Source organism: Bacteroidales bacterium, from assembly GCA_012519055.1.
Taxonomy (GTDB): Bacteria; Bacteroidota; Bacteroidia; order Bacteroidales; family Salinivirgaceae; genus JAAYQU01.
In genome coordinates, this window is record JAAYQU010000026.1 from 24723 (window position 1) to 34513 (window position 9791).

Annotated in this window: 8 protein-coding genes and 1 riboswitch; of the genes, 6 read left to right on the forward strand and 2 right to left on the reverse strand. The window is 34.2% G+C overall.

Going from position 1 to position 9791, the window contains the following annotated elements; genetic code table 11:
- Positions 1-18: 18 nt before the first annotated feature.
- Positions 19-606 carry a nucleotide exchange factor GrpE gene (locus tag GX311_05130; protein ID NLK15763.1) on the reverse strand — a complete coding sequence of 196 codons (588 nt, stop codon included), beginning with the start codon at positions 604-606 and terminating at the stop codon, positions 19-21.
- 214 nt (positions 607-820) lie between these two features.
- Positions 821-1009, reverse strand: coding sequence for a PspC domain-containing protein (locus tag GX311_05135; GenBank protein ID NLK15764.1), 189 nt, complete (start codon positions 1007-1009; stop codon positions 821-823).
- Positions 1010-1205: 196 nt separating this feature from the next.
- Here GX311_05135 and GX311_05140 point away from each other — a divergent pair, with 196 nt between their 5' ends.
- From GX311_05140 to GX311_05165, 6 genes are all read left to right on the forward strand, one after another.
- Positions 1206-4340 (forward strand): tetratricopeptide repeat protein, encoded by a 3135-nt coding sequence (locus GX311_05140; GenBank protein ID NLK15765.1) that lies wholly within the window; start codon positions 1206-1208, stop codon positions 4338-4340.
- A 14-nt stretch (positions 4341-4354) separates the two neighbouring features.
- Positions 4355-4747, forward strand: a complete 393-nt coding sequence (locus GX311_05145; protein NLK15766.1) for a (deoxy)nucleoside triphosphate pyrophosphohydrolase — start codon at positions 4355-4357, stop codon at positions 4745-4747.
- Between the two features lie 261 nt (positions 4748-5008).
- Positions 5009-6202, forward strand: coding sequence for a T9SS type A sorting domain-containing protein (locus GX311_05150; GenBank protein NLK15767.1), 1194 nt, complete (start codon positions 5009-5011; stop codon positions 6200-6202).
- Between the two features lie 110 nt (positions 6203-6312).
- Complete coding sequence (locus tag GX311_05155; protein ID NLK15768.1) at positions 6313-8265, forward strand: tetratricopeptide repeat protein; 1953 nt, start codon at positions 6313-6315, stop codon at positions 8263-8265.
- A 5-nt stretch (positions 8266-8270) separates the two neighbouring features.
- The gene (locus GX311_05160) at positions 8271-8759 is read left to right on the forward strand and encodes a prolyl-tRNA synthetase associated domain-containing protein (protein NLK15769.1); all 489 of its coding nucleotides are present in this window, start codon (positions 8271-8273) and stop codon (positions 8757-8759) included.
- Between the two features lie 161 nt (positions 8760-8920).
- A riboswitch (TPP riboswitch) is annotated at positions 8921-9016 on the forward strand.
- Between the two features lie 49 nt (positions 9017-9065).
- Positions 9066-9791: TonB-dependent receptor (locus tag GX311_05165; GenBank protein ID NLK15770.1), on the forward strand; the 726-nt coding region annotated here is incomplete at its 3' end.

A 9791-nucleotide genomic window follows, 5' to 3' on the forward strand; every position in this document is an offset into this window, starting at 1 on the left:
CTTTGTTTATAATTCTGTTTATTCTCCAATTACAACCTGAGAATATCTTATTACCTTATCATTCAACATGTAACCCTTTTTAATTACATCTACAATTTTTCCTTTCAGCTCTTCGCTTGGAGCAGGTATCTTTGTTACAGCTTCGTGTTTGTCAAGATCAAACTCATTGTCCGTTGTTTCAATCACTGTTACTCCATTTTGCTTCAAAAAATCAATAAATTTGGAGTGAATTAGGTTTATACCTGTTTTAACAGCCTCAATATCTTTCGACTGTTCAATGTTTTGAATAGCCCTCTCAACGTCATCTATTACAGGTAAAATGTCTTTAAAAATATCCTCACCGGCGCTTTTAATCAGTTCAATACGCTCACGCAGTGTACGCCGCTTGTAATTATCAAACTCGGCAACTAACCTGATGTACTTATCGTTCATCTCATCAAGCTGATTTTTCAAAATCTCCTCATTGCACACTTCTTGTTCCTCTGCAACTGGAGTCTCCTGCTCGTCAATTTCGTTTGTTTGCTCTGTTTGCTTCGATTGAGCAACAGTCTCTTCTAAAATTTCTTTTTTAATTTCTTTCTCTTTTGATTTATCTTTTTTCGACATAGCTTACTTGTTTTCTCTCTTATCGTGCAAAGATATTGCCAATTGTTAAAGAATGAAAATTTGGCACAACAAAATACAAAAAGGTGTCATAGTGACAAAGAAAGTTGAAAGCTAAAAGTAGAAAGTTGCAAGAAATTGGGACACAGATTAAACAGTTTTACACGGAACATTAATTAATTGATTTTCAGTTAGTTAATTGCTTATTGTTAATTGTTCATTGTTTATCTGGAATAATTATCCAAAGAATAATATAAGCCAAAATTCCAGTAAACACCACACCAATAAGCGATAGTAAAATGTATCCTATTCTCACTAAAGATATATCTAAACCAAAGTATTCTGCAATACCTGCACAAACACCAGCTATAATCTTATCGTCTGAACGGGTTAATTTCTTTTTCATTTTTGATCTATTTGTTTTATCATCGTAAAAATAATTGTTTTTTTACTCCTAAATCATACACAATTTACAAAAAAAACAATTAAGACTGTTTTACAAATATTTAAATACTGTTTTAAAGCACTTTATTTGTAGTTATGTATCGTGAATCAATAAAAAATTATATCTTTCGGATATATTTTTACCATATAGCTGAGAAATGAGAAAGTATCTAATAGCATTTGCTGTGGTTTTTTTAACGCATTGCATGGCATTGCAAGGTAAAACACAACATCAGGTGGACTCAATGCTATCGGTTATTGACACACTGCCTTTAAAAGAAAAAATCAATACTTACGAGGTAATTATAAAATATTATTCTCGAAAAAAACCATACTTAGGAGTAAAATATGCTTTAGAATGCCTTGATGTTGTAAACCTGAACAATGTAGACACTCTAACCTATGCTAACATCTTAAATTTGGTTGGTTCATCGTATTGGTATCAAAAAGACGAAACATCGGCACTTGATTTCTTTATTAAAAGCCTTGATTTACGAGAAAAGATTAATGACTCAGCCGGAATTTCAAAGTCTTTAAATAATGTTGGGGTTATTTACATAACCTCAAAAAGATATGAAGAGGCCATTGAGATATACAACCGTTCATTAGATATAAAAAAACAACTGGGAGATTCCATTGGTATTGCGGCAGGCTATATAAACCTTGGGAAAATATATAATGATACTGATCAAAGCGAAATTGCATTAGATTATTTCTCTAAGGCCGTACCAATTCTAGAGTCACGCGATGACAAAACACAACTGTCATCGTGCTACAACAATATCGGTGTAGTTTACATGCATAACACACATTTTTTGAAAGCTATTGATTATTTATTAAAAGCCGATTCTATTGCAGTCAACAATAATAACGATTTTGGGTTAGCAGATATTAGAATGAATCTTGGAAGGTGTTATGAGAATTTAGGAGACTATGGTAAAGCTTTACACTATTACGATGATGTTATAACCTTAGGTAAGAAACTCAATAATATTCCACGTCTTCAATCGGTATATTCCAAATTAGCAAACACATACGAAAAATTCGGGAATTACGCAAAAGCACTTCAATATTTTAAGATAGCAAGTAAATTTGACGACTCAATTCAAAAAATTAAAGAAGAGGAAAGATTTTTCGAACTCCAAATGAAGTTCGAACAAGAGAAATATGAAAAAGAAATCGAAGTTTTAAGGCAAAAAACTGATATTCAACAGTTTCAAATAGAGAAAAGCCGTTTTAGATACAGTATTTTATTCGCTATAATTATAATAGTAATATTTCTATTTTACCTATTCTACATTAAATACAAACTTAAAAGCAAACACAATAAAGAACTAGACCAGAAAATTCAAGAACGCACCGCATCTTTACAACAAGAAATTATAGAACGAAAAAGGATTCAAGAAAAAGAGTTAGAGGCACAAGAACGTTTCAAATATATCTTGAATACTCTACCTATGGGTGTACTACATTATGAAAAAAGTGGTGTTATCTTAAGTGTAAATCCTGAGTTTGCGATAATGCTTGACACATCAGTTGAATCAATAAGAGCACGAAAAATATACGATATAATAGATGACAGTTATCTGTTAGATAGACTTTATGGGGCATTTAACGACAAAGCTACTGAATTTGAACACACCATAACAGTCAACGGGAAAAGCTTAAATATCTTTGTTTACATTAACAGTGTATATTCTGCAAACGGTAAATCTCTAGGTGCATTTGCAATATTTGAAGATATTACTGTCAGGAAAAAAAATGAAGAGATAATAAAAGCTAACGAAGCCCGATTTAAAGATTTAGCAGATAGTTTGCCCGAAATGGTTAGTGAAATAGACAACCAAGGTTATATAAAATATGCAAATAAGCTGTTTTTTGAAAAACTTGGATACGATCCTGAATTTATTAGCCGAGGTTTTCATGCCCTTAGACTTTTCCCAAAATCTGACAGAAAAAAAATATCCACTCTTTTTCGAAATTTTAATAGCTTAAAGTTTCGAGAGGTACAAGAAGAGGTAACCATTGTTACACTCAATAATAAAACATTTGATGCTCTAATAAAAGTAAATGCAATAATAAAAAATGATATAGTTACCGGCTTGCGTAGTATTATTATCGACATTTCAAATCAAAAGAAACATGAAACGGAACTTAAGAACGCTAAGGAAAAAGCCGAGGAGGCAGATAGACTGAAATCTGCATTTTTAGCTAATATTAGACACGAAATACGCACGCCCATGAATGGGATAATTGGTTTTAGCGAATTAATCCGTGACCAAGACCTTTCAGAAGCACAACGTAAAGAGTATTTAGATATTATTATCAAAAGTAGCAACCAATTGCTTCAAATTGTCGATGATATGGTAAATATCTCAATTGTAGAAGCCGGGAAAATTGATATTTCCAACCATAAAGTTGACTTAGAACAATTCTTTAATGAACTTTTCGTCTTTTCTAGTGGACATGCAGCATCACTAAATGATAAAATTACAGTTGTTTCAAGATATATGCTGCCCGACGATGCTGGAGTTGTTTGGATTGACGGCACAAAACTTCAACAAGTTTTTAACAGCCTGATTAACAATGCCATAAAGTTCACAAAAGAGGGTTTTGTCGAGTTCGGATGCTATCTTTCACGTAACAATCTTATCAAGTTTTTTGTCAAAGACACGGGGATTGGAATTTCAGAAGAAAATCAAAATATAATTTTTGATCATTTCAGGCAAGGTGATCATACAACAATTCCAGAATATGGAGGAACCGGATTAGGACTCACAATCAGTAAAGCAATAATAGAGCTAATGGGCGGTAAATTGTGGGTTGAAAGCGAAATAGGCAAAGGATCAACCTTCTATTTTACTTTGCCATATATCCAGTACACCGAAGATCACGAGTTAAAAAACAATGAAACCTATACAAAGTGGAATTACAAAACACTTTTACTATATGATTCAAACTATAAAACCACCAGAGAAATACAAAATATTTTAATCCCTAGTGGGATCAAAATCATTAATATTTCTGATAGTCAAAAACTACTGGATACTTTAGAACAAAACAGTTCTATTGACGTAATTATTTTGGAAAGTCAATATTCTCACAACAGCGAATTTTCATTGATAAAAGATATTAGAGCTAAAAATGAAGATGTTCCCATTGTAGTTCTATTACCAAAAGCCTCGCTAAAAGAGAAGAAGCAAATTTTTGCAGATGGTTGTAACGACTATTTTGTATTACCTGTCAACAAATTTGTTTTAATGTCGAAACTAAATAGTTTCTTAGATAAATAGCATTTTATTTAAAGATGTATATTGATGTTTGCTGCGCAATAATCAAAAAAGATGGAAAAATATTAGCTGCAAAACGTAAACCAATAGGTTTGCGAGGAGGAATGTGGGAGTTCCCGGGCGGGAAAATAGAGGAAAACGAAACACCCGAAGATTGTATTAAAAGAGAAATCATTGAAGAGTTGGGTATGAAAATTGAAATAATAAAAAAGCTCCCAACAGTCAAACATAGTTACCACGATATAAATATCAGACTAACACCCTTTTTTGCATCTGCTTTATCTGAAATTACCCGATTAGAGAGTCACGAAAAAGCTGACTTTTTTGAAAAGAGCGAACTCTCAAACCTTAAATGGTCTGAAGCCGACCGTTTAGTTTTAAACCAATGGTTGAAAGAGTCAAATCGTTAAAATACAAATACATTTTGTGGCTGTTCTACAATAAAAGTATGATTTTTACATTTTTTCAATATCATAAAATATACTCAGCAGCCTAAACCACAAACATAATAGAACATTGCATCTTCCCCAACAGAAAACATCTATTGGAAAATAAATATTATATTGGCAAACCTCGTACATAATGATATTCGTCTTAGCCGTTATTTAGTTGAATTTATCAATTAATTTTAAAAGTAAAGTAAATTATACAAAAGAAAAAGAACAATACGTATGAAAACACTAACACTAATAACCACCCTTTTACTAATCTGCTTACAAACTGTAGCACAAGATTTTTGGGTGCCATTAGATACACCTGAAAATTTTTGGGTACGTGCTATGACCTCAAATAGCCATGGCGTTTATTTTGGATTAAAAGATGGTGTTTACAGAACTTTAGACAATGGAAAAACAATTGAAAAAACCGGATTAAACTCTGCCGTACGATCATTTACGGTTGATGCAAATGACCGTATTTACGCAGGCTCGTGGAATTTGCACTCTTCTGACAATAACGGCGATACATGGGATACTATTCCAACACCCGAAGTCCCTTGTGCAATACATGTTAACGAAAAGTTTATTGTTTTTAGTAATGGGGGCAGAATATATAAAAAAAACCTCCACGACACAGTTTGGACAATAGTTTTCGAAGACTACTACGATTCTCCTATAACCTCCTTTACTCAGAATAATGAAGGGGCTTTATTTGCCGGAACTATAAATTTTTTCGCAAATAGTGATATCCTATTCTCTTTTGATAGTGGAAACACATGGGAAAGCTGCTGGCAAGACGACAACCACGTTCAATCGCTTGCGACAAACTCAATAGACTACATCTTTGCAGGCACACGTTTTGGTTTTTTTCGCTCAACCAATAACGGAAACACTTGGGAAAGAAAGAAATTAGCAGATGTACAAGCTATAATAATTGATTCAAACGATCGGATTTTTATAGGATGTACAGACGAATACGGAGGACCGGGTTGTGTACTTTATTCTGACGACCACGGTGACACATGGGAGGATATAACTCAGGGCTTAACTAATCTTAGGATCGAAAAAATGGCTCTCTCTTCTGATGGTTATCTTTTATTGGTTGTCGGATGTAGTAGTAATGTATCCTCTCTCTTTCGGACAATAACACCAGTGTCAACCAATATTCAAAATATTGTAAAACATGAACAGCTATTAATCTTTCCAAATCCAGTTAATAATATGCTAACATATAGCACTAAACAACCATTAGAGGGGAAAAATGCACTGATAAAAATATACAATATAAATGGAGAAAAAACTTTAGAAAAAGAAATACAACTTTCAAGTAATAATAGTTTGGATATATCTTATTTAAAAACTGGTACATATATTTTTCATTTACAATTAAACAGTCAAATATTAACTAAAAAAATCATAAAACTCTAATTGAATTTTTACTAACAAAAAATAATATAAAGATAGAGTGGCATACCATTCTATCTTTTTTTAATTAGCTTTGCATTAAATATTTGAGTTCACATATTTTGCTAATTAGAATGTACCGAAAGATTCTTATTCTGTTTCTCCTAATAATGTCCCTGCAGTCGCAAGCACAACTTAATGTTGCGTACTATATCGGCTCGGGGCGGTACGATTTGTATAAAGAGAACTATATAAGCGCAGTAGCCCGCTTTACAGCCGTTATAAATAGCAAGCCAAAACTTACGGAAGCTTGGTTTTTACGTGGAATAGCCAAATATAATCTAAACGATTTTCGTGGTGCCATGGAAGACTTTTCAATGGCAATTAAGATAAATCCGTTCTATTCAGATGCATTTCACTACAGAGGATTAACATTTGAACAGTTGGGCGATTTCAACAATGCTAAAGAAGACCTGGCAGCGGCTATGGAGTTAAATCCTGCAAATAGCCATATATACGCCGATATGGGAGTAATTCACATTATGCACGAGGAGCATGAAAAGGCTTTGGAATATTTCAACGAATCGCTAAAAATAGAAAAGACATTGCCCGACACATATTTTAATCGTGCAATTAGCCACGTACACTTAGGAGATACCGTACAGGCAATCAATGACTTAAAAACAGGAATACGGTTAAACCCTTTTTCAGCCGAAGCACTACGCAGATTGGCAATAATCCAATATGAACAAAAAAATTATTCCGAAGCAATTATAAACCTTAATCAAGCATTGAAGTTAGACGAGGGAAATACCCTGATAATGTTTCAGCGAGCAATATCGTACTACCAATTAGAGAATTTTGACAAGGCTTTAGACGACCTACAGGCTATTTTAAAGATTGATTCCACAAATGCATTGGTTTACTATAATCGAGCTGTACTGCTCACTGAATTAGGTAGATACAACGAAGCTATTGACGACTATACAGAAGCTATAAACAACAATCCCGACAATATTCTCACATATTACAATCGTGCAGGTGCAAAAATTGCACTCAACAATTATCAAGGGGCATTGTATGATTACAATCGCGCAATTGAAATCTTTCCTGATTTTGCAACTGCGTATTTAAATCGTAGTTATGTAAAACAGATGCTTGGCGACGACAAAGGCGCATACTTGGATCATTTGAAAGCCGAAGAGATGATTGCCAAATATCGGACAGATAGCTCCGACACAACAGAATACGCCCAACTTCGTGATACAGCGGCGGATCTAAAACAAATGCTCGATTTTAATAGCGAGTTTAGCAACAGCTTTACGCGTGGAAGAATACAAAATCAAGCCGTTGACATAAAGTTACAGCCAAACTATTCGGTTCAAGTTGCTAAGGTTCCGCCTGCAGAAAATTTGCCATTTATTAGTTCATTTTTTGCATATAATCAATCCGATGAGCATACAAACAATATATATCCTCGCTTGATGGTTAAGGATACTACAGCTGCTCAGCCCTCAACTGTTGACTCATTGCTACAACCAGAACTCTTTATTGTTCAGAAAGTTATAGCGCAAGCTCAACAAGCAAATTATAATAAAGCACTTGAACTGCTACGAGAATCCAAAGAGGTTTTTAAAACATTGTGGTTATACTATTTCCTTGAGGGAACCATAGAAGCCTCAATGGCTGAATATGTTTTTTCTATGTCGGAAATATCAACAACAATAAAGCTTACTGAAGATAAAACAACGTACCGCGCAACAAGTGACACCAGAACGGTTGTTGACTACAGCAAAGCCGAACAGGGGCTGAATAACTCAATTGAGCTGAATCCCAATTTCTCGTTATGTTACTATAACAAAGCAAATATTATGGCTTTATCGCAACGGTTTCGCGAGGCAATAGACGACTATTCAAAAGCAATAAGTATTGACGAAAGTTTACCACAAGCCTACTATAATCGAGGTCTTACCTTAATTTATCTAAAAGAGGTTGAGCGTGGATGTTTAGATATCAGTAAAGCTGGTCAACTTGGAATATCCGATTCCTATAATGTTATTAAACGATATTGTGAAACAAAAAAATAGTGAAAATGATTGGACAAGAGATTGTTTATAATTACCTGAAAGAGCTTGGAATTGAATTTGAATACTACGAACACCCACCAATACCAACAATAGAAGATGCCAAAATTCACAAATGGTGGTTAGACGCAGTATTTTGTAAAAACATCTTTTTTAGAAATCATAAGGGAAATCGTCATTATCTGGTGATAGTACATCACGATGCTCAATTAGAAATCAGTGCTCTTGAAAAAAAACTAAAACAAGGGAAACTCACGTTTGCATCAGAAAAACGAATGACAAAATATTTAGGATTAATGCCCGGCTCCGTCTCCCCTTTTGGACTTCTCAACGATAAAGAAAACCACGTACACACATTTTTTGATCCTGCACTAAAAGAAGCCGAAAAGCTTAGTTTCCACCCAAATGACAACAGAGCCACCATAGTTTTAAAATCCGAAGATTTTTGGAAATATATGAACTCTTTAAAAAACAGTTACGAGTTTATGGAGTTTTAACCCCAAACCCTTAAAAAATTAGAAAGTAAAAGCGATTAATAATGAACAATTGCATGGTTTTCAGTTAATTCATTAAAAACCTGTGTAAATCCGTTCAATCTGTGTCATCTGTGTTCAAATTTCTTTTCCCTTTTAACTTTTTTTGTTAACTTTGTCACCGATATAATACAATGGGGTGCCTTACTTTCAGGCTGAGATCATACCCTTAGAACCTGATCCGGATAATGCCGGCGAAGGGAAAAGTTTTTCGTATCTCATTTTTTTTATCTCCCCATTGCTTTTTGTTAAACTATAAAAGCAATAGAAATGAAACATTACTTTTTAACAATTCTTGTCGCAATGAGCGTAACCAGCTCTATGGCTCAATTTTCCTTAAGTGGAAAAATCACAACAACCGAAGGTCGCCCACTTGAAGGCGCAAACGTATTTGTTGAAAAACTGGAAACAGGTACAGTAACGAACCACGAAGGTAGATTTACATTAACAAATCTACCTGAGAATGAGGAGTTAGTGACAGTTTATAGTTATTTGGGATTTAGACCCGAAAAACGCACAATTGTCCTAAAAAATGATTACTATATTGAAATTCAATTAGAAACACAAGCCTATACAGCTCAGGAAGTTATTGTATCGGCTTTGAGAGCTTCAGAAAACACCCCGGTAAGCCACCATACTATTGATTACAAAACAATAAAAGAGAAAAACAGCGGTCAGGAAATACCGTATCTATTACAACTCACACCATCATTAGTTGCATCATCTGATGCAGGAACGGGGATTGGATACTCAAGTTTTAGAATTCGCGGTGTTGATATGACACGAATAAATATCACGATTAACGATATTCCGCTCAATGATGCCGAGTCGCATAGCGTGTTTTTAGTAAATATGCCCGATTTTATTGAAAGTGTCAACAGCATTCAAATTCAACGTGGTGTTGGAACATCGTCGAATGGGGCTGCTGCTTTCGGTGCCTCAGTAAATATGCAGACTAACAGTCTGAGCCACAAAGCATTTGCTGAAATAAATAAC